The organism is Marinobacterium mangrovicola (genome assembly GCF_004339595.1).
Taxonomy (GTDB): Bacteria; Pseudomonadota; Gammaproteobacteria; order Pseudomonadales; family Balneatricaceae; genus Marinobacterium_D; species Marinobacterium_D mangrovicola.
Genome location: NZ_SMFU01000009.1, coordinates 340,989 through 360,924 on the forward strand (window position 1 = coordinate 340,989; position 19,936 = coordinate 360,924).

The following is a 19,936-nucleotide window of genomic DNA, read 5'->3' on the forward strand; positions in this document are numbered from 1 at the left end:
ATTATTCAATCGACTCTCTCAACCGACTCAATGCTCGAGTATCCGCTCCCGTAGCGCGCTAGCTCTATGCACCCGCGTAGCAACCGCTTCGTAGAGGCGCGCGCGCGAGGGCAGCACCAGGGTAAAGCAGTCACTGGCGCGGGTAATGCCGGTGTAGATCAGCTCCCGGGTCAGCACCGGGTTGGGGCCCGGCGGCAACACCATGGCGGTGTGCGCAAACTCGGAGCCCTGGGACTTATGCACCGTCATCGCGAACACCGTTTCCACATTCTGCAATCGGCTCGGCAGCACCCATTTCAACGAACTGTCGGGCAGCGGAAACACCACTCTCAGCACCTTCCCGCCCTCACCATCTGGCACCGCCAAACAGATGCCGATATCACCGTTCATCAGCCCCAGCGAATAGTCGTTGCGGGTCAGAATCACCGGTCGTCCCTCATACCAGAGGGTATCAGGCACAATCAGCCCGGCACCAGCCAGGGCCTGTTCGATGGACTCGTTCTGACCTTCAACACCCCAAGGGCCCTTGCGCAGGGCGCAGAGGATACGGAACTGGCTGAACGCCTCCAGCACCTCCTTGCCCCAGCGCTCCCAGGCAGGATCGGTCAGCTCTCCGGCGTTCGGTTTGCTGGCGTGCAGCTGCTCAAGATAAGCACGATACCCGGGCGCACCGCGCCTGCGGCCCAGCACGCCGCCATCCAGCAACAGCGGTTTAAGCTGGCGCTGCTGATCGCCGCCCGGCTCCAATAGCGCAAGCTCAGCCGAGCCGCCCAGAAGAATCGTCTCCACCGCTGTCGAGTCGCCCTCGTTGACCGCCCGCGCCAGCCGCCCAATACCGCTGTCAGCGCCAAACCGGTGGCTGTGCCTGAGCATCACGATCTGCTGCGCCAGCGGCTGCTCTCCAGCTTCCCCTTCGCGTTGCTGCCAGGAGCCCAGGCCAGGGCATCCTGCGGCAACCGCCCATTCCAACGAGCCTTTGCTGTAACCGCCCTGCTGCGCCTGCTGGCAGAGATCCCCGAGCACGGCGCCGGCTTCCACCGACGCCAGCTGGTCCTTGTCACCCAGCAATATCAGCCGCGCCTGTGCTGGCAGTGCCTGCAACAGCGAGTGCATCATCTCCAGGTCGATCATCGAGGCTTCATCGACGACCACCAGATCGGCGTGCAGCGGATTACCGGCATGGTGACGGAAGCGGCGGCTATCCGGCCTTGAGACCAGCAGACGGTGCAGCGTACTCACCTCGGTGGGCACATCCTTGTTCATGCCATCCGGCAGCGAGTTAACCGCACGGCTGATCGACTCGGTCAGTCGCGCCGCGGCCTTGCCGGTGGGCGCCGCCAGGCGGATTCGCAGGGTTCTTCCCTCATCACGCGCCTGGGTTTGCAGCAGCGCCAGCAATCGCACGACAGTGGTGGTTTTACCGGTACCTGGGCCGCCGGTGATGATGCCGAAACGGCCCCTTGCGCCGAGGGCGCAGGCCAGACGCTGCCAGTCCATCGTTTCCGGATCGCTGCCCGGGAACAGCAGATCGAGCTTTGCCGCGAGCCCGGAAGGTGCAGTCTCTCCGGTGAGCAGCAGCCGCTGGCGAATAAACTCAGCCACTGCGATCTCGTAGTGCCACTGCCGCCGCAGGTAGAGCCTTGAAGGCCTGCCCTGATGCAGCACCAGCGGTGAGTTACCAGCCCCCTGTTGCACCAGCGCCGAACCGCTCAAGCTGTCGAGCCAGGCGTTTAACGTCAGTCCGCCAAGCAACTCACTGGGCCGGTCCGGCAGCTGTTCGCCATAGGCGCCCTCCGGCGGCAGCGACAACGCCGCATCGGGGTCGCTCAGCGTGGCATCAAGATCCAGGCAGATGTGGCCACGACCGAGCTGGTGGCTGCAGAACACCGCCGCCAGAATCAGCTCCGCCGGCGCCGCTCTATCCAGTTCCGCCAGCATCCGCGCCAGCGCCAGGTCCAGGCCGCGAATCCAGCCCTGGCTGTGCCAGCGCTCCAGCACCTCCCAGAGGCGTGCGCCGCTAAGATCCGCCTCTACCGCAAACAGGTCATCCTGCAGCCCTTCAATCTTATCCACAGGCCTGCTCCTCAGATTCTCTGTTAATGAGCGTTTTTCCGGCAAAGAGATCATCCAGCTCCAGGATCAGCTCCACCGGCGGGCGATCCACAAAGGCACCGTGGCGCGTGGGTTCCTCGATTCCACGCAGGAAAAGGTAGAGCGAGCCGCCGACATACTGCTGATAGCCCGCTGCCGGGTCCGCCGCATAATCGGGCAGACGCGATTTCAACAGCCGGTGCAGCGCCAGGGTATAGAGCACGTACTGCAGGTCGTAACGCTTGTGCAGTATCGCCTCGCGCATGGCGCTTTCGGTGTAGGCACTGCTATCGGTGCCGAGCCAGTTGGATTTGTAATCCGCTACCCAATAGCGCCCCTGGTGCTCAAACAGCAGGTCGATAAAGCCCTTGAGCATGCCGTTGAGCTGACCCCACTCCAGTTTCGGTCGCGGCTCTCCGGGCAGCACCCATTTGCGCACCCGGCGATCCAGCTCACTCACGTCCAACGCGGCGCTGGAGAACCAGAACTCCATCTCTGCCTTGGCGGTTTCCAGCCCGGCCAGGCTTACACTTTCACCCTCTCCCAGCGGCAGCGGCGTATCCAGCAGACGCACCAGCCAGTCATCGAGCAGCTCGCGCCAGCCCTCCCAGTCGCGTCGCTGACAGCGCGGTTCCAGGAAACCGGCCCGCAGTGGTTCATCCACAACCACCCGGTCGAAGCCCTCATCGGCGGCCCACTCCAGCATGCCGTGGAGGAAGGTGCCCGCCGCCGGACCTTTCCAGAAGCGGTGGATATCGGGATTGCCCTCGATCAGCGGCAGGCCCGGCGTTTCATCGCGGGTTTCCAGCACGTTGTCGTCATCCGCCGTTTCCGCGGCCTCATTGGCGGCAGGCTGATCCGACTCCTGCATTCCCTTGAGACGGGCGATGGCGGAATAACTGGCGATCCACCAACGCTCGGTATCGGGCTCGCGGGTCACCCGCTCGGCGGGCCTGAGCTCATCGCGCTCAGCAGCCGCCGGAAGACGTGCGTCCTCTGCGGCCGGCAGCGGTTCCAGCGCCAGCACTTCTGCAGTGCAAAGCGCGGTAAAGGCGGTTTCGATGCTTCCCTCACTACCTGAAAGCAGCTGCCCCAGTGCGCTTTTGCCCACATCCTTCAGCTCGGCCAGGCCGATCCAGCAGGCGTGTACCGGGCGGGTCAGCGCCACGTAGAGCAGGCGCAGATCTTCCTGCAGACGCTCCTGGTCCGCCCGTTTCTGCGCGTCCTTGTCGTCCTTATCCAGTTCGATGGCGGTACCGCCAGCTTCATCGTGATAGAGATAACTGCCGTTGCGCGCACTGACAGGACGGCAATCGCTGATAAAGGGCAGAAACACCAGCGGATACTCCAGCCCCTTGGATTTGTGGATGGTGATCACCTGCACCCGATCCGCGTCGCTTTCCAGACGCAGCACCCGCTCTTCGGCATCGCCCTGACGCTCTACCAGCTGCTCCGCCAGCCAGCGCACCATTGCCAGCTCACCATCAAGCTGCTGGCTGGCCTGCTGCAGAATCTCGCCCAGGTGCAGCAGGTTAGTCAGTACCCGCTCACCTTCGATGCTTTGCAGCAGCCGCGCCGGCAATTCGAAAGCATCCAGCCAGCGGCGGATCAGCGCCAGCACGCCGTGACGGCGCCAGTGATCGCGCAGGCTGCGGAACAGCTCGACCCGCTGTTCCCAGAGCAGCTCGTCGCGGTTGAGTCGCTCCAGCTCCACCAGCGCCAGTCCCAAGGTCTGACTCGCCAGCGCCTCATGGATCAGTCCCGGCTGTTCCGGCTCTGCGCAGGCCTTGAGCCAGCGCCAAAGATCCTGGGATTCCTGACTATCAAACACCGATTCCCGGTCCGACAGGTAAACGCTGCGTACATCGCGCTTCTCCAGTGCCTGGCGGATCAACTGCGCCTCGCTGCCGGTACGCACCAGGATCGCGATATCACCGGGCCGCAGCGGCTTCAGCTTCGCATCGGGATGCCGGAAGCCAGCCTTGCCCTGCTGGGACAGAGTCAGCAAACGGCAAATCTGGCTGGCCGTGGTATTGGCCATAGCCGCGCGAAACTCCGGCTTAGTAGCGGCCTCGTCAGCCCCCAGGTGCCAGGCGGTTAACGCCGATACAGCTTCACCGGACACCACCAACCGCTCCTTGCGGCCGTTCGCCTCTACCGGCATAAACGGCAGCGGGTTGTCCTCGCCGCTGCCGAACTGGAAGGCCCCGGCGGACTGGCTGTCTTCCGCTTCTTCAAACAGGGTATTCACCGCCGCCACCATCGACTCGGAGGAGCGGAAGTTGGTGCCCAGCGTATAGAGCGCGCCGGCACAATCGCGGCGCGCCTTAAGATAGGTGTGGATATCGGCGCCGCGGAAGGCGTAGATCGCCTGCTTGGGATCGCCGATCATCAGCAGCGCACTGCGCTCGGGATCAGCGTCGGCGTAGATCCGGCGGAAGCTCTGGTACTGCGTCGGGTCCGTATCCTGAAACTCGTCGATCAGCGCCACCGGGTACTGCTGTACGATCTGCCGCGCCAGCCGCGGGCCTGCATCCTCGTCCGCCAGGGCCCCAGCCAAGCGAGTCAGCAGATCATCAAAGCCCAAGGTCGCTACGCGGCGCTTGTTCTGCTCTACCCGAGCAGCGACCCAACGGGCCGCATGAACACGTACCGGGTTGAGGTCCGGGCTGGTTTCCAGATGATCCGCCAGCTGCTGCAGCGCATCGAACACCTCATGCTGCGGCGTGCCATCGGGCTGAAATTTCTTGTTGGTCTTGCTGCGCAGCTTTTCACTGCCAAAGTTCGCCAGCAGCTTGGCATCGCCCTCATCGCCCTGGCTCCACTCCAGCATGCTCTGGAACTGCTCCGGCAGTTTCTCCGCCTTATAGACCTGTTTGCTCAGCGCGCCCTTTTCCACAGCCGCGAATATCAGGCCTTCTACCGTTTCGCGATCACGGCACCAGAGGTTACGGGCAAAGGCCTGCAGGCTTTCGCGCCGCTCCTCCCAGCCCACCAGCACGCTGGCGAAATCCGTGGGGGACACAGGCGCCGGCAGCGGTTCGCCCGCCTGGTAGAGGGTGGCGTCGCTGTTTTTTAGCAGCGGACGGATCGTCTCAGCCAATTTGTCGGGCTGATCCGCCAACCTCTTCAATGACCGGGCTGCCGCCTCCGGCAGTGGATAAAAATAGGTTCGCCAGTAGTCGCGCACCGCCTCGGCAACGATCTCGCTGTCATCCCCTTCCAGCTCCTGATCAAACAGACTGCCGCTATCGAAAGCGTGCTGGGTCAGCATCCGCTGGCTCCAGCCATGAATGGTGTAGATCGCCGCCTCATCCATCCACTGCGCCGCCTGATCCAGCTGATGCGCCGCGGCCGCTCTGGCCGCATCATCGGCATAAGCGGGATCATTCAGCAGCGAGGTCAGAAAGGGATCGCCCGGCTCCTGTTGTGCGCGAAAGACCCGCGCGCCCTCCGACAGGCGATCACGGATACGCTCACGTAGCTCACGGGTAGCAGCGTTGGTAAAGGTCACCACCAGGATTTCCGGCGGCAGCAGCGCACGCGGATGGGCCGACTCCTTTCCATGCCCAAGAACGAGACGCAGGTAAAGCGCGGCGATGGTGTAGGTTTTACCGGTACCGGCGCTGGCCTCGATCAGACGACGCCCATGCAGCGGAAACGCCAGCGGATCCAGTTGAATCATATCGCTCATTCGCGCTCTCCTGTCCCTTGGGCGTGGGCATGCTGCAGCAGCGGCTCATACAGCGCCCGCGCCCAGGCTTCCAGTCCCTCTTCCAACCCCGGGTCAGCAAGCTGTTCAAACTCGGGCCAAGCGCGGGCCAGGGCCGGATCCTGCTGCACCTCACCGGCGAACTGACCGGTGCCGAGATAGGCGCGAGCCGCCGCTCCAATAGCCTTCTCCGGTGGTTCGGTGAGCAGCGCCAGCCCCGTTTTACACGCCAGCGGCGGCGGCGCCTGCATCGCCTGGGCCCAGCAGCTCACCATCTGTTCCAGAATCTCTTGTGCACTTTTCGGTGCCAGCGGCTCGATCAATACACTGGTATCCGGGCCCACCAGCCAGCTGCGCAGGTCATAGCCCTGGGCACAGCCGCACAGATGCTCTACCCAGAGCCGCAGCAGGCGGTGCCAGCGCGGACCGTTTTTGCTAGCCACCGCCTGGGGCGAGGTACGGATCAGCGCATAAGCGCCGTCACGCACGGAGACACCACTGAGCCAGTCTTCTATAGGGATTTCACTGCCGTTGAGCTGCATTTTCAAATCGATCTCCAGCGCTCCCTCCATCGGCTGCCATTCGGCTAGCGGCTCCAGGTGGCGCAGGGTTGAACGCACCGGGCTTAGGATCGGCTGCAGCGCCAGCGGGCCATATTCACCCAACGGCAGACGCCCGGCGCGGCGCCAGCGCTCCAGTTCCTCTTCCACTATCCGCGAGGGCTCAGCAGATCCATGGGCCAGATCGATCAGCTCCTGACCCAGCTGGAACTGCTCCAGGTTGTCAAAGGCAAAGGGTTCATGCTCCGCCTGCTGTACCGCCGGCTGCTGGAAATAGACGTTCAGGCGCTCGTTAAAGAAAGCCCGCACCGGGTAGCGCAGGAAACGCCCCAGCCGCTGCAGGGTCAGCGCGCCCTCCGGCAATCCGGCGGGCAGATCCTGCTCGCTATCACCACCGACGCTGTCGTGGATCTCGCGCCACTCCTGGGCATAGGTAAACAGGCGCGGATCGGCCTGGCCGGAGCCATCGAAATAGCGGGTACTGAACGGCTGCAGCGGATGCTCCAGCGTCAGTTGCTGCGCCACATCCTCTTCGCTTTCAATATCCTTCCAGCCCTGATTCAGATGGTCACGCAGCTGCGCCACCAGCACCGATGGCGGCTGCGGCTGGTTATCGCGGATACTACGACCGACCCAGCTGATATAGAGCTGCTCGCGGGCGGAGAGCATCGCCTCCAGGAACAGGTAGCGGTCGTCTTCACGGCGGGAACGGTCGCCGGGGCGATACTGTCCCGCCATCAGGTCGAAATCCTGCGGTGGTTTGATACGCGGGTAATCGCCATCGTTCATTCCGAGCAGGAACACCTGACGGAACGGAATCGCACGCATCGGCATCAGCGTGGAGAAGGTCAGCCGACCGGCCATAAAGCGCGCCGACAGGCTGCCCTGGTCGATGCCGCCCAGCCAGGCCTCCCGCGCCAGCGTCAGCGGCAGGGCCGCCGTCAGCTCGGCATCGATGCAGCCCTGGGTCCAGCTCTGCAGCTCGCTGACCAGCCGCTCGTTCAACAGCAGGTCAGCATCATCCTGCGGCGCAAAGAAGCGATCCAGCAGCCAGTTCAGCTGCTCGCGCCAGCCAAGAGCATCCTGGGGCGCGGTGAGTCGATGCAGCAGCTCGCGCAGATCATCCAGCAGCAGCGCCAGGGAGCCGGCCAGTGCCGCTTCCAGCCCCGCCACCTCGTCATAGGGTTCGATATCGGCAAAGGCTTCGCCATCACCGATGGCGTAACCGAGCAGCATGCGGCGCATGCCGAACAGCCAGGCGTTCTGCTCCAGCCCCTGGGGCAGTTCCAGGCCGGCGCGGTGATCCGCATCCAGCCCCCAGCGGATACCGGCGCCGTCGATCCAGCGCTGCAGCGTGGGAATATCCGCCGGCGTCAGGCCGTAGCGCTGCTGCAGCGCCGGCACCTCCAGCAGATCCAGCAGTTCACTGGCACCCAGGCGTAGCTCCGGCAGGCGCAGCAGCTGCTCCAGCGCCACCAGCAGCGGCACCTGGCCACGGCTGGACTGGTCCGCCAGGCTGTAGGGAATAAAGCGAGGATCATCCTTGGGCAGGCGGCCAAACACCGCCTCGATATGGGGCTGGTAGATACCAATATCCGGCACCATAACGATCATATCGCGGGGTTTCAGGGTCGGGTCTTCATCCAGGCGTTTCAGGATCTGGTCCTGCAGTACCTCCACCTCACGCTGAGCGCTGTGAGCCAGGTGAAACACCAGCGAATCGTCACCGGCGAACCATTCGCGCGGCGCCTTTTCCACCGGATTGAGCTCGAGAATATCCTGCTGCAGCTGCTGCAACAGCGGTAGTGAGGCGATATCAGGTTCCGGTTCATCAAACAGGTCGATTCGGCTGTCGTTGAACCAGTGGCGGTAGCGCTCACTCTGGTCGAACTCATCCAGCAGGCGGATATAGTCACGCCCCTGTTTGCCCCAGGCCGCCAGCAGCGGCGGCGCATGCAAATGCATCTGCTCGCTGGAGAGCTCCACCGGCACCCCCTCGCGGCGCTGCTGGCGTTTATGTTCGGCGCGCAGCAGCTCCTTGCCTTCGATGATATCGGCCCAGTAGAAACGGCAGGGGTTAAGCACCGCCACCATCACCTGGATCTGCCCCGACAGCGCGGCCAGCGCCTCGATCATCTGCTGCGGCAGCGCCGAGATACCAAACACCATCAGCCGGGGCGGCAGTGACCGGGGGCGGCTCTGCAACTGCTTGCAGGCTTCAAGAAAGCGCTGATGCAGGTCGGCGCGGGAGCTATCCACTTCGGCCTGCAGATCGGCACGGATCGCACGCCAGAGCCTCGGCTGCCAGCGCTGATCCTCATCCAGCAGGCGAGGCTCGCCGCCATCGGGCATACGCAGCTGGTCCAACCCCTCGGCCCAGTCCGCCAGCCAGTCGGCGCGGTAAACCTGGTACTGGTCGAACAGATCCGCCAGATGCTCCGCCAGCTGGTACGCCTTGCGCTCGCCCGGATCCGATTCCAGGTATTGCGCCAGCGAGGCAAACTCGGGCGTTTTCAGCAGATCGGGCAGCAGCCGCAGCAGGCGCCAGCGCAGCTGGGGTTTGTCATAAGGGGATTGGGGCGGTACCGCTTCTTTGCCAAGTACTGCACGGTAGGCGCGCCAGAGAAAGGCCGAGGGCAGTTCCACCTGAAGCCCGGCAGCGATGCCGCAACCGCCCTCGCTGACCGGCGCCGCCAGCGCCAGTCGCAGCCACTGGGCGATACCGTTGCTCTGCACCAGGATCTGTTCGTCCACCAGGGGTGGCAGGGGGTTGTCGCGCATCCAGCGCACCAGCAGGTCACGCAGGGTCTCGAGGCGGTTGGCGTGGATAATCGCCAGACCGGTAGACAGCTCGGACATAGTTAATCTCGGGTCGCGGGGCAGAAAGGATCAAGTCTGCAACAGGGGTCGATAGCGGGGCAAGGGAGCGTCTGCAGGGATCGCAATAAAAAGCGTCTGCATCCATCTACACAGTAATTACAACATTTTGATTTAGATCAATTATTCAGAATTATTACGCATTTTATTCACCCTGGATACAGGTATTATCGGCTAAATCCAATTCCTCTAATAAATACCTGAACCGGGGGTTCTGCCGAACCGCTCCGGTGCTTGAAGCGGCCCATGACTCTAAAAACCCCAACCATCCGCCGATACCTGCTGCAACGTACCCTGCTCTTCTCCCTGCTCGGTTTTGGCGTGCTTCTGCTCGTCGCCAGCCAGGCGTATCAGAGCAGCGTGAAGGAGAACGGCAAGCTGGTGGCACGCACCGTGGCCGAAAGCACCTTCAACGCCATGTATCTAATCATGAGCCAGGGCTGGACCCGCCAGCAGCTTGAGCAGTTTGTCGGCCAACTGGAGTCCAGCGGCTCCGACGAGGACCTGCGCGTGTCGGTGTTTCGTGGACCGGTGGTTGTGGATAAATTTGGTCCTATCGAACAGGCCCCCTTCGACGCCGCCATGACAGCGGCACTGGCACAGGGTGAGATCCTGGAAGAGGTAGAGGGCGACCATCTGCGAACTCTCTACCCACTGACTGCACGGGAAGTCTGCACCGCCTGCCATACCAACGCACGGGTCGGCGATCCGCTGGGACTGATCGAGGTGAAACAAAACCTGGAGCCGCAGCTGAAAGCCGCCAACAAGAGCCTGCTGCTCTACCTGCTGGCGCTGGCCCCGCTGCCTCTACTGCTGGCCTACTGGTCGGTGCGTTCGATCACTCACAACGTCAACAACTCACTGAATCACCTCACCGAGAGCATTCAGCGGGTGGAATCCCTGGATGATCTGAACTCGCTTCACAACCAGCAGATTCAGTTTGGCTTCCGCGAATTCAACGGCATTTACGGCCAGGTTTCCCACCTGGCAGGCAAGCTGCATTCCATCGCCGTGGACAAGGATCTGCTGGAGTTCGAGATACGGCTGCTCGAAAAGTGTGTCATCACTTCGGAGGTGGTCAGGGACTGGCGGGAGTATGTCAACGCATTGATTCTGGACATCAACCAGGTGATTCAGATCTTCACCATGTTCTCCATCTTCAAGGTGGACGATGAGCTGTTCGACCTGGAGATTTTCTGGCTGTCACCGCCCACCGAGCAGAGCCGCTCGATGATGGAGCAGACCGTGATCGAGCGACTGCGCAGCCACCGGGAGCTGTTCGGCCACGGTGAATTCAAGATCCGCCACAACATCGCCGATCACGGTAGCACGCCGCTGCATCTGACCGAAGAGGAGGTGGATCTGCAGGCCAAATCGCTGCTGGTGGAAACGCCCAAGATCGGTGGTATCGTCGGCATCGGTGTACAGGCGGATACGGTGCGCGATCAGACCAAGCTGCTGGTGATCGAAAGTATCCTATCTACGCTGCTGAACGTGGTCGGCTCGGTAAAGGCGATCTACAAGTACACCCGCGATCTGGAGTACTACGCTACCCGTGATCCGCTGACCAATCTCTATAACCAGCGCATGTTCTGGGAGCTACTCGATTACGAACTGGATCGCAGTAATCGCCACGGCTACAAAACCGCGCTGCTGCTGATCGACCTGGATAACTTCAAATCGGTCAATGACGGCTATGGCCATAGCAGCGGCGACCGTCTGCTGACCGGCCTGGCCAATGAACTGGAGAAGCAACTGGACACTGGTACGGTTCTGGCCCGTTACGGCGGTGATGAGTTCGTTGTCGTGCTACCGGACGCCAGCCTGGAATCGGCCGGTGAGCTGGCGGAGCGACTGCTGAAGACCACACAGGATTATCGTCTTGAGCGTGAAGAAGGCGATACGCTGCACGCTACCTGCTCCATCGGTGTGGGCGTGTTCCCAGACCATGGCGACAACCGCAAAGATCTGTTCATGTTTGTGGATAACCTGATGTACCGCGCCAAGTCCATGGGCAAGGATCGTATCGCCCTGCCCGATGACAAGGACCTGGCGGACATCTTCCGCGATATGAACGAGAAGAGCCTGCTGGTGAGCAAGGCGATCGAGGAGCGCAGCATCCTGCCGGCGTTCCAGCCGATCACACCCCAAAGCGGAGGTCTGCGCGCGGTGGAGGTGCTCAGCCGCATCCAGCTGCCAGACAATACCCTGATGACTGCCGGCGAATTTATCGAGATCGCCGAGACCATGGGCAAGGTTCACCTGATCGACTATATCGTTACCGAGAAAGCGTTCGACGCAGTGCGTCGTACCGGGTACGACGGCCTGATCTTTATCAACCTGTCACCACGCTCGGTGCTGGTGGCAGACTTCCTGAAAAAGATCCGCTCGCTGGTGTCCGAGTACCAGATTGAGCCGGAACGGATCGTTTTCGAGATCACCGAACGCGATACCGTGAAGAACATGTCGGTGCTGGAAAAATTCGTTAAGAGCCTGAAAGATCAGGGCCATCAGCTGGCGATCGATGACTTCGGTTCAGGCTTCTCCTCCTTCCACTATCTGAAGTACCTGCCGATCGACTTCGTCAAAATCGAGGGCGAGTTCATCGCCAATATGGCCAATGACAAACGCGATATGGCGTTCGTGACCAGCATCACCCAGCTGGCCCAGGAGCTTAACGTGCAGACGGTGGCGGAGTTCGTGGAGACCGAAGAGGTACTGGCACTGGTGCGCGAGGCGGGTATCGATTACGCCCAGGGTTATCTGTTAGGCCGTCCGGGGTTGGAGCTGGAGGGGCTCTAACAGACTGCTCAAAAGCTATCTACGTTGCCGAATGCTGCGTTAAAAACAGGCTCACAGGCTATGCCTGAACGCACTTTAGTGCGGCCCCGAGGGCGAGCGAAGCGAGTAATATGCTCATTTAGTTGACTAAACTGCGCTTTTTCACCTGTTTTTGTTCGGGCGGCGTACCGCTTGCCTCGGCAGCCTCGAAAACGCTTTTCAACAATCTGCTCCCCTCCCTACAGGCCGCTTAACCGATCAGATGACGGCCGGCATCGACAAAGATCCGGTTACCGGTCTGGGTTTTCGCCAGATCGCTGATCAGAAACGCCGCCAGTGAGCCCACCTCATCGGGGGTACCCAGGCGTTTCAGCGGCGATTTGCTGGTGGCGTCATCCATCAGCTCATCGAAGTGATCAATACCGCTGGCCGCACGGGTCGGCATGGGACCCGGTGAGATGGAGTGTACGCGGATCTGCTGCTCTCCGAGCTCCGACGCCAGATAGCGCGCGCAGCTGTCCAGCGCCGCCTTGATCGGCCCCATCAGGTTGTAGTGATCCACCACCTTTTCGGCGCCTTCGTAGCTCATGGTCAGAAGCGTACCGCCTTCCGGCATCAGTCGCTGCGACTGGTTCGCCATGCGTACGAAAGAGTGGCAGGAGATATCCATCGCCTTGCAGAAGCCATCGCCGCTGCTATCCACCAGGCGCCCGTGCAGCTCATCCAGCGGCGACCAGGCGATGGAGTGCACGGCAAAATCGATATTGCCCCAGTGCTTTTCCATCTCGTGGAAAACCGCTTCCAGCTCACCCTCGATGGACACATCGCAGGGCAGCAGCATCTTGGCGCCGAGTTCATCGGCCAGCGGCTGAACATAGGGCTTGGCTTTTTCATTCAAGTAAGTGATGCAGAGTTCAGCACCCAGTTCGGCAAGTACCTTGGCACATCCGTAAGCGATACTGTGGCGGTTTGCTATCCCCAGGATCAGTCCACGTTTTCCTTCCAGACTCAGGCTCATGCGCAATCTCCTCTGTATCCTGCTGAGTTGATCAAAAATGGCTACTGCTGTTCGTTCGAATTTTACTGCAGTGCAGCATAATCTGACCGGAATAACTAGAGAAACTTATGCACAAGCGAACCGGCCGCACCCCAGTGCAGCCAGTTTAAAGAGGAAAAATGACAGTTCAGCGGATCAGGCGATACAGCCGGCAGCGCTCAACTCATGCACCACCACCGTGGTGTAATGAATATTGTCGTGCAGCGGACAGCGGGCACAGACCTCGTCCAGAAACGCCTGTTTGGCCTCGTCACTGAGGTCGGCGTCAATCTCGGCGGCGATCTGGATAGACTGGAAGCCGACGCGGTCATCGGTGGGCTTGCCCAGCAATCCTGCGGAGTTCAGATCACCCTCTACCGACACTCTCATGCCGCGTAGATCGATCTTCTGCTGGCCTGCGGCAATGCGCGCGATGGACGCCACGCAGCCCGCCAGAGAGAACAGGAAGTACTCCAATGGGGTTGGCCCCAGGTCGGAACCGCCAGGCGCGGGTTGATCGATAACGACCTGGTGTCCGCGAATCTGGGCGTGGACCGCGAAGTCGCTACCCATCTCGGCATTGATAGAGATCCTTTTGATGGCCATGACCTGCACTCCTTTTAATTAGTTGATACTAATATATAGTGCAAGTGCAGCATCCACAACGATGTTCATGGAAGATTCACGGCAAGATACAGCGTTAATTGATCCAGAGCGGCATTACCGGTAAGGGACGCCCCTCGCGCCGATGGAGCCTGGCACGGCGGTGATCCAATACCTCGGCGGGGTCGTCGTTTCTGTAATCAAAAAACAAAAAACGCGCCGTTGGGCGCGTTTTAGATAGGCTAAAGAGGCGGCTGGATTAACCTACCTTTTCACCCTTGGCCTGCAGATCGGCATGGTATGAGGAGCGTACCAGGGGGCCGCTGGCCACGTGGGAGAAGCCCAGCTCACGGGCGACGCGTTCAAATTCTGCGAACTCGTCCGGAGTGACGAAACGATCCACCGGCAGGTGATCACGGCTCGGCTGCAGGTACTGGCCGATAGTCACCATATCCACGTTGTGAGCACGCAGATCCTTGAGCACTTCAACGATCTCTTCGTTGGTCTCACCAACGCCGACCATCAGACCGGACTTGGTGCGGATCTCGGGACGCAGCGCCTTGAAGCCCTTAAGCAGCTCCAGCGACCAGGCATAATCGGCACCCGGGCGAACCTGGCGATACAGGCGCGGCACGGTTTCCAGGTTGTGGTTGAACACGTCCGGCGGGGTCTGGCTGAGGATCTCCAGCGCGATATCCATACGGCCACGGAAGTCCGGCACCAGGGTTTCGATCTGGATCGAGGCACTGCGCTCGCGGGTTTCGCGGATACAGTTGGCAAAGTGCTGAGCACCGCCATCACGCAGGTCATCACGGTCTACCGAAGTGATAACCACATACTTCAGCCCCATATCGGTGATCGCTTCGGCCAGCTCGCGCGGCTCGTCTTCGGCCAGTGCATTCGGACGGCCGTGGGCCACGTCGCAGAACGGGCAGCGACGGGTGCAGATATCACCCATGATCATGAAGGTGGCGGTACCGTGGCTGAAACACTCACCCAGGTTGGGGCAGCTTGCTTCTTCGCAGACCGAAGCCAGCTTGTGTTCACGCAGTTTCGCCTTGATGCGTTTGACTTCCGTATTGGAGCCCATGCGCACACGCAGCCATTCGGGCTTGCGGGGCATAGCGTCCTTTTCGGTCGGGATCACCTTGACCGGAATGCGTGACACTTTATCAGCGCCACGCAGTTTTACACCCTGCTCTACGCGGTGGGTGCTTTTTTCCTGGGAGTCTGACATAAAACTATTGGTCCCAACTGGTTGTTCGAGTAACAGAAGTATACCCGATCTTTTCGATCAAGTAATTGAGCAGGCGTTCAGGCACCGAGGCCAGGTCCGCTTCCGGCGCCAGCTGAGCCAGCTGTGTCATCGCCAAACCGGCGTAACCGCAGGGGTTGATGCGCAGGAAGGGTTCCAGCTCCATGTTGAGGTTCAGCGCCAGGCCATGGAAGGTAGCCCCACGGCGAACGCGCAGCCCCAGGGAGCTGATTTTGGCACCATCGACATACACACCAGGCGCATCAGGCTTGGGGTAGGCATCGATACCAAAGTCGGCAAGCACGCTGACCACCGCCTCTTCCATCAGGCTGACGGTGTCACGCACGCCGATATTCCGCCGGCGCAGATCGATCATCAGGTAGGCGATCAACTGACCGGGGCCGTGATAGGTCACCTGACCACCGCGGTCCACCTGCACCACCGGGATATCACCAGGGTTTAGCAGATGCTCCGCCTTACCGGCCTGTCCCTGGGTAAATACCGGCTCATGTTCCAGCAGCCAGATCTCGTCCACCGTGTCAGCATTGCGCTGGTCGGTGAAAGCCTGCATTCGATGCCAGGCTGGCTCGTAGGGCTGCAACCCCAGCTCGCGGACGATAACCTTATCGGAAACAGCCATCAGAGAACGGTCTGCACACGTCCGGATGCCATCAGGTCCTCATGCAGACGCTTGAGCTGCTCTTCGCCGGTGGCGGTGATGCTCAGGCGTACGGACAGGTATTTACCGGTACGGCTTTCCGCCAGGGTGATCTGGCTGATATCCAGGTCAGGCGCATGAACCTGCACGGTTTCGATGACGAAACCGCGAAAGTCGTTTTCGTTGTGGCCCACGACCTTGATCGGATAATCCTCGCAGGGAAACTCGATTTTCGGGGCTTCGGGTGTATCACTCATTACTCTTCTCCGGTCATCAACCGATGGTGAAACTGGCTGAAAAGCTCGAACATCCTGCGCCAGAGCGGGCCCTTTTCGCCATCTCCGACCGTCTTTCCATCCACACTCAACACCGGGACTACGGCTCGGGTCGAACTGGAGATCCACACCTCGTCCGCCTCGAGCAGATTTTCATAGCTGAGATCGGTTTCCTGATAGGGAATACCCGCACCGCGGGCCAGTTCAAGAACCAGCTCACGGGTGGTGCCACCAAGGATTTCCGATCCGAGTTTCGGGGTATACAGCACCCCGCTTCTGACAATAAACAGGTTGGAGGAGCCACCCTCCGTGAGTATGCCGTCCCTGATCATCAGGGCTTCGGCGGCGCCGGCTTCCCGCGCCTGCTGCAACACCAGTATGTTGGGTAGCAGACCGTTCGCCTTGATATCGCAACGGTGCCAGCGCAGATCCGCTGTCACAATCACCGCGATACCAGCGACCCCGTCAGGGCCATCGGCGTAGATGTTGCGAATAGGATTACAGCAGGCAAACACCGTAGGTTGCATGCTGGCATCGTAGACCGGTGTGCGCCGCCCGGCATCACCACGGGTCACCTGCAGATAAACCGACAGGTTACCGCCACCGTTCCGCGTCACCAGTTCATTGAGCACTGCTGGCCAGTCGATCGACAACGGAATCCTTAACGCTGCCAGACTGTGTTCCAGCCGTTTCAGGTGGGGCTCCAGCCCAAAGGCAACGCCCCGGTAAAAGGGGATCACCTCGTAGACGCTGTCACCAAAGAGAAAGCCCCGGTCAAAGACCGAGACTTTCGCATCCTGCGCCGGCACGAAGGCGCCGTCGAGATAGACAATATCGGAACTCATCGAGAGTCTCCGTTGCGACCGTCAGCTTATATTGTAAAGCCTGGCCGCGCTGCTGCCTACTTGAACAGGTTGGTGAAGAACAGCAGAATCTCGTCCCAGATCTTCTTGAAGAAGCCGCCTTCAGGCACCGCTTCCAGCGCCACTAGCGGTACCGATTTAACGGTTTCACCGCCCAGAGTCACGACCACCTGCCCCAGAGTCTGGCCGGCAGCGATCGGCGCTTTGATGACACTGTTCATATCCAGGCTGGCTTCCAGCTGGTCATCCTTGCCACGCGGAATGGTCACCGCCAGATCTTCACTCAGGCCCAGACGTACCTGATCGCTGGCACCGCCCCAGACCCGTGCCTGATTCAGTACCTGGTTGGCTTCGTAAAGCTGGCGGGTACGGTAGAAACGGAAAGCGTAGGAGAGCAGTTTCTGCGATTCCTGAGCACGTGCTTCATCGCTGTTGGTACCGAGCACTACTGTGATCAGGCGCATGCCGTCACGTTTGGCCGATGCCACCAGGCAGTAGCCCGCCTCATCGGTGTGACCGGTTTTGATACCGTCAACGCTGTCATCCCGCCACAGCAAACGGTTGCGGTTGGGCTGACGAATCTTGTTGTAAGTGAAGTACTTCTCGGAATAGATGGCGTAGTGGTCCGGGAAGCGGTTGATCAGTGCGCGGCCGATCAGCGCCAGATCGTGCGGTGACGAGTAATGATCTTCGTGCGGCAGGCCGGTGGCATTCATGAAGTGAGTGTTTTCCAGGCCCAGCATCTTCGCATGCTGGTTCATCAAATCAGCGAAGGCACTCTCGCTACCGGCGATATATTCCGCCAGCGCCACCGAGGCATCGTTGCCTGACTGGATAACCACGCCCTTGAGCAGATCGCCGAGACGCACCTGGGTCCCCTCGCGGACAAACATGCGCGAACCTTCGGTACGCCAGGCCTTCTCGCTGATCGGCACCATGTCTTCTTCGGAAATATTTCCTTCCGACATTTCGTATTCGACGATGTAGCTTGTCATCATCTTGGTCAGGCTAGCCGGTGCGAAACGCTCATCGGCGTTCTGGGACAGCAGCACCTCACCGGTGTCGCCATCCATCACCAGGTAGGCTGTACCCGCGATCTGCGGCGGTGCCGGCACCATGGTGCTGGCCGCCTGCACATTCAGCGTAAACAGGGCGAACACTAGGGCTGATAATAGTGCGAAGGGGGAACGAAAGAGTCTCTGCAACATGGGATTCTTCATCGGGTAGTTAGAAATCAACGACAGATGGACCGATGGAACGGCTAATCGTTCCCCGGTCGCTAGATCATGGGTAGTTTACCAAGATCGGTGACGAATGGCCTGCCGCCTGGACCCGGGATATTAAATCCCCCGGGATCGTATCCGAGGTCAGCGGACCTATCAGCACCCGGTAGAGCGGGCGACCATCGCGTTCGACGCTGCGCACCTGGACCTGGCTGCCAGCGGCAGCCTCGATCAACTTATCCTGCACACGCCGGGCTGCGGCATCGGTGGAAAATGCGCCCACCTGGAGGTATCTGCCCGACGCGGATACCGGCGCCGGAACCGCTGCGGTTTTCTGTGTTGCAACTTTTGCCGTGCTCATCTGCGGGCCAGCCGGTTTAGCGGTCATGTTCTCGCTGTCAGGCAGCACATTCTTGCTGTTCCAGGCCACCGGATCGATCGCTTCCACCTCGACGCGGGCAGTACCGTGATTGAGCATTCCCAGCTTTGCTGCCGCGGCATAGGACAGATCGATCAGCCGATTATCGTGAAACGGACCGCGATCATTAACCCGGACAATCACCTGGCGCTTGTTAGACAGGTTCGTTACCCGTACATAGCTGGGCAGTGGCAAAGATTTGTGAGCGGCAGACATCTTGTACATATCGTACACCTCCCCATTGGAGGTCAGATGGCCATGAAACTTCTCACCATACCAGGAGGCGGTACCCTGCCGACGGTATCCTGCGGCAGACGGCATGATGTGGTACTTCTTGCCAAGCACCTGGTAAGGACTCTTGTTGCCGCCCCGGCTTTTCGGTTCAAGCCGGGGAACAGCATCCGGCACGTTGGAGACATCCGCTGGCGCATCGGGATAACGATCATGCGTCATTGAATAACGACCGGCGTTGGGGTTTTCGCCACCACCACCTGTCGATGAACAGCCCGCCAGCCCTAACAAAGCGAACAGCAGCAGAACTCCCAATCGTGCCATCGTACTACCTCGTTTAACCTTTCTTCCTGGCCTCGGCGATCGCCTGGCTCAGTTCATATACCGCCATGCCGTAGAGTCGACTGTGGTTATAGCGGGTGATCACGTAAAAGTTATGCAGACCAAACCAGTAATGATCGCCATCTTCCATCTCAAGGCGCATCAGTGTGGCCGGCTGATCCATATCCAGCCCCTTATGGGTACGGATATCACGCTCGCGCCACTGCGCCAGGGACACTTCCGGCTTCAGTCCTGCATTGATCCACTCCGGGTCCGCAGGGGTGCCCATCACCACATTGGCACGTACGGGTTCACCGCTTTTCCAGCCGTGTTCAGCGAAGTAGTTGGCGACACTGCCGATGGCATCCACCGGGTTCGACCAGATATTACGATGACCGTCACCGTCGAAGTCGATGGCGTAATGCCTGAAGCTGGAGGGAATAAACTGGCCGTACCCCATGGCGCCGGCGTAGGAGCCTTTCAGCGTGCCGGGCTCGATAGACTCCTCGCGGGTCATACGCAGGTAGTCCTCAAGCTGGCCGAGGAAAAACTCACTGCGACGCGGATAATCGAAGCCCAGCGTAGCCAGCGCATCCAGCACCCGGTAGTTACCCATGATCCGGCCGTAGTGGGTTTCAACACCGATGATCGCCACAATAACCTCTGCCGGCACACCGTATTCTGCTTCAGCGCGAGCCAGGGTATCCGCGTGTTCCTGCCAGAATTTCACACCCCGCTCGATCCGCTTAGGCTGAATAAAAATGTTGCGGTACTCACCCCAGGTCAGACGTTTCTCCGCCGGACGGGACATCGCCTTTAGGATCGATTCCTGCTGTTTGGCATCATCCAGCACGGAACGCAGGTAATCGCGTTCAAACCCTTCCGCTTCCAGTGTTTCGTAAAGCGCCTTTGCCTCGGGCCGATCAGCATAGTTGTCCGATGCAGCCTGGCCCACCAACGGGAAAGCAAGCCCGAGCATGGTGGCACCGAGCGCGATCCCTGAACGTAGTGCGTTTTTCATCCTAATCTCCT

Annotated in this window: 13 protein-coding genes; 1 reads left to right on the forward strand and 12 read right to left on the reverse strand. The window is 60.5% G+C overall.

Translation table 11 applies throughout. The features are described 5' to 3' along the window. Positions 1 to 27: 27 nt before the first annotated feature. From recD to recC, 3 genes are read right to left on the reverse strand one after another with little or no spacing between them, the layout of a single operon-like run. Positions 28 to 2,073: an exodeoxyribonuclease V subunit alpha gene (recD, locus tag CLV83_RS14020; protein ID WP_243642391.1), complete on the reverse strand. Its 2,046-nt coding sequence runs from the start codon at positions 2,071 to 2,073 to the stop codon at positions 28 to 30. Further along, positions 2,066 to 5,785, reverse strand: coding sequence for an exodeoxyribonuclease V subunit beta (gene recB / locus CLV83_RS14025; RefSeq protein ID WP_207894898.1), 3,720 nt, complete (start codon positions 5,783 to 5,785; stop codon positions 2,066 to 2,068). The genes recD and recB overlap by 8 nt, the downstream gene beginning before the upstream one ends. Then, entirely contained in the window at positions 5,782 to 9,222 is a 3,441-nt protein-coding gene (gene recC / locus CLV83_RS14030; protein WP_132293519.1) for an exodeoxyribonuclease V subunit gamma, read from the reverse strand. Before recC ends, recB begins: the two co-directional genes overlap by 4 nt. 264 nt (positions 9,223 to 9,486) lie before the next feature. On the opposite strand from recC, the gene CLV83_RS14035 reads away from it, so the two are divergent. Next, on the forward strand, positions 9,487 to 12,042 hold the full coding sequence (locus CLV83_RS14035; protein WP_132293522.1) for a putative bifunctional diguanylate cyclase/phosphodiesterase: 2,556 nt from the start codon (positions 9,487 to 9,489) through the stop codon (positions 12,040 to 12,042). A gap of 229 nt (positions 12,043 to 12,271) precedes the next feature. Here the strand turns inward: CLV83_RS14035 and fabI are convergent, their stop codons facing one another. From fabI to mltB, 9 genes are all read right to left on the reverse strand, one after another. After that, entirely contained in the window at positions 12,272 to 13,039 is a 768-nt protein-coding gene (gene fabI, locus CLV83_RS14040) for an enoyl-ACP reductase FabI (RefSeq protein WP_132293525.1), read from the reverse strand. 174 nt (positions 13,040 to 13,213) lie between these two features. Then, positions 13,214 to 13,663, reverse strand: a complete 450-nt coding sequence (locus CLV83_RS14045; RefSeq protein ID WP_132293528.1) for an OsmC family protein — start codon at positions 13,661 to 13,663, stop codon at positions 13,214 to 13,216. A gap of 256 nt (positions 13,664 to 13,919) precedes the next feature. Beyond that, positions 13,920 to 14,897 (reverse strand): lipoyl synthase, encoded by a 978-nt coding sequence (lipA, locus tag CLV83_RS14050; protein WP_132293531.1) that lies wholly within the window; start codon positions 14,895 to 14,897, stop codon positions 13,920 to 13,922. 4 nt (positions 14,898 to 14,901) lie between these two features. Continuing rightward, positions 14,902 to 15,555, reverse strand: coding sequence for a lipoyl(octanoyl) transferase LipB (gene lipB / locus CLV83_RS14055; protein ID WP_132293534.1), 654 nt, complete (start codon positions 15,553 to 15,555; stop codon positions 14,902 to 14,904). After that, positions 15,555 to 15,830, reverse strand: a complete 276-nt coding sequence (locus CLV83_RS14060) for a YbeD family protein (protein ID WP_132293537.1) — start codon at positions 15,828 to 15,830, stop codon at positions 15,555 to 15,557. Before CLV83_RS14060 ends, lipB begins: the two co-directional genes overlap by 1 nt. Beyond that, complete coding sequence (locus CLV83_RS14065; RefSeq protein WP_132293540.1) at positions 15,830 to 16,693, reverse strand: D-amino acid aminotransferase; 864 nt, start codon at positions 16,691 to 16,693, stop codon at positions 15,830 to 15,832. Before CLV83_RS14065 ends, CLV83_RS14060 begins: the two co-directional genes overlap by 1 nt. A 56-nt stretch (positions 16,694 to 16,749) precedes the next feature. Next, positions 16,750 to 17,919, reverse strand: a complete 1,170-nt coding sequence (locus CLV83_RS14070; protein ID WP_132293543.1) for a D-alanyl-D-alanine carboxypeptidase family protein — start codon at positions 17,917 to 17,919, stop codon at positions 16,750 to 16,752. A 76-nt stretch (positions 17,920 to 17,995) separates the two neighbouring features. Beyond that, complete coding sequence (locus CLV83_RS14075; protein ID WP_132293546.1) at positions 17,996 to 18,907, reverse strand: septal ring lytic transglycosylase RlpA family protein; 912 nt, start codon at positions 18,905 to 18,907, stop codon at positions 17,996 to 17,998. 13 nt (positions 18,908 to 18,920) lie between these two features. Continuing rightward, positions 18,921 to 19,925 carry a lytic murein transglycosylase B gene (gene mltB, locus CLV83_RS14080; protein WP_132293549.1) on the reverse strand — a complete coding sequence of 335 codons (1,005 nt, stop codon included), beginning with the start codon at positions 19,923 to 19,925 and terminating at the stop codon, positions 18,921 to 18,923. Positions 19,926 to 19,936: the final 11 nt, after the last annotated feature.